We start from the raw sequence: 2,034 nt of genomic DNA on the forward strand, positions 1-2,034 counted from the left end.
GATAAGTACAGCAGTAATGCTCGAAATATAAGCAGAAGCGCGATGCGGATGCGAAGAAAGTTCTTTAAGAAAATGATCATGTAGCGTAATGAGTAGTTGAGAAACGAAAGTTACAATTTAACTTTAAAAGTTAGCAATAACAAATCAACCTTAGTCAATACTGAATAGATATTAATAAGACAATTCTATTTTTTATAAATAGTTAGAGTCAAACTTCATTTTACAATGGAGAGTTTGATCCTGGCTCAGGATGAACGCTAGCGGCAGGCCTAATACATGCAAGTCGGACGGGATCCAGGGAGTAGCTTGCTACAAACTGGTGAGAGTGGCGCACGGGTGCGTAACGCGTGAGCAACCTACCCATATCAGGGGGATAGCCCGAAGAAATTCGGATTAACACCGCATAACAATGTAGTAACGCATGTTACCACATTTAAATATTTATAGGATATGGATGGGCTCGCGTGACATTAGCTAGTTGGTAAGGTAACGGCTTACCAAGGCTACGATGTCTAGGGGCTCTGAGAGGAGAATCCCCCACACTGGTACTGAGACACGGACCAGACTCCTACGGGAGGCAGCAGTAAGGAATATTGGTCAATGGAGGCAACTCTGAACCAGCCATGCCGCGTGCAGGATGACTGCCCTATGGGTTGTAAACTGCTTTTGTCTGGGAATAAACCTTACTACGTGTAGTAAGCTGAATGTACCAGAAGAATAAGGATCGGCTAACTCCGTGCCAGCAGCCGCGGTAATACGGAGGATCCAAGCGTTATCCGGATTTATTGGGTTTAAAGGGTGCGTAGGCGGCTTAATAAGTCAGAGGTGAAAGACGGCAGCTTAACTGTCGCAGTGCCTTTGATACTGTTAAGCTTGAATGTGATTGAAGATGGCGGAATGAGACAAGTAGCGGTGAAATGCTTAGATATGTCTCAGAACACCGATTGCGAAGGCAGCTGTCTAAGTCAATATTGACGCTGATGCACGAAAGCGTGGGGATCAAACAGGATTAGATACCCTGGTAGTCCACGCCCTAAACGATGATAACTCGATGTTAGCGATATACAGTTAGCGTCTTAGCGAAAGCGTTAAGTTATCCACCTGGGGAGTACGCCCGCAAGGGTGAAACTCAAAGGAATTGACGGGGGCCCGCACAAGCGGAGGAGCATGTGGTTTAATTCGATGATACGCGAGGAACCTTACCCGGGCTTGAAAGTTAGTGAATGATCCAGAGACGGATCAGTCCTTCGGGACACGAAACTAGGTGCTGCATGGCTGTCGTCAGCTCGTGCCGTGAGGTGTTGGGTTAAGTCCCGCAACGAGCGCAACCCCTATGTTTAGTTGCCAGCATGTAATGATGGGGACTCTAAACAGACTGCCTGCGTAAGCAGTGAGGAAGGTGGGGACGACGTCAAGTCATCATGGCCCTTACGTCCGGGGCTACACACGTGCTACAATGGATGGTACAGCGGGCAGCTACACAGCAATGTGATGCTAATCTCGAAAAGCCATTCACAGTTCGGATTGGGGTCTGCAACTCGACCCCATGAAGTTGGATTCGCTAGTAATCGCGTATCAGCAATGACGCGGTGAATACGTTCCCGGGCCTTGTACACACCGCCCGTCAAGCCATGAAAGTTGGGGGTGCCTAAAGCATGTAACCGCAAGGAGCGTGTTAGGGTAAAACCGATAATTGGGGCTAAGTCGTAACAAGGTAGCCGTACCGGAAGGTGCGGCTGGAATACCTCCTTTCTAGAGTTTCAGATTGAGACTCGTTACGCTATATACATGATTATAAGAAGAGAGAAAAGACATTTGAAGAAAGTGCCCACCCTATAAAAGGCGTGGAAACGATAAGAGATGAATGATAAGCTAGTCCCGTAGCTCAGTTGGTTAGAGCACTACACTGATAATGTAGGGGTCAGCAGTTCAAATCTGCTCGGGACTACGAAATATACGGGGAATTAGCTCAGCTGGCTAGAGCACCTGCCTTGCACGCAGGGGGTCATCGGTTCGACTCCGATATTCTCCACA

General features: G+C 47.7%; 2 tRNA genes and 1 rRNA gene. All 3 read left to right on the plus strand.

The annotated features are described in order from the left end of the window. Positions 1–222: 222 nt before the first annotated feature. The 3 genes from IP023_RS15700 (at position 223) to IP023_RS15710 (ending at position 2,032) form a co-directional block, all read left to right on the plus strand. Positions 223–1,752 (plus strand): 16S ribosomal RNA (locus IP023_RS15700). 122 nt (positions 1,753–1,874) lie between these two features. After that, positions 1,875–1,948: transfer RNA gene (locus tag IP023_RS15705), tRNA-Ile, on the plus strand. 10 nt (positions 1,949–1,958) lie between these two features. Further along, a tRNA-Ala gene (locus IP023_RS15710) sits at positions 1,959–2,032 on the plus strand. The last annotated feature ends 2 nt before the right edge of the window (positions 2,033–2,034 follow it).

Origin of the sequence: Sphingobacterium rhinopitheci, from assembly GCF_022627575.1 — a bacterium.
GTDB lineage: Bacteria > Bacteroidota > Bacteroidia > Sphingobacteriales > Sphingobacteriaceae > Sphingobacterium > Sphingobacterium rhinopitheci.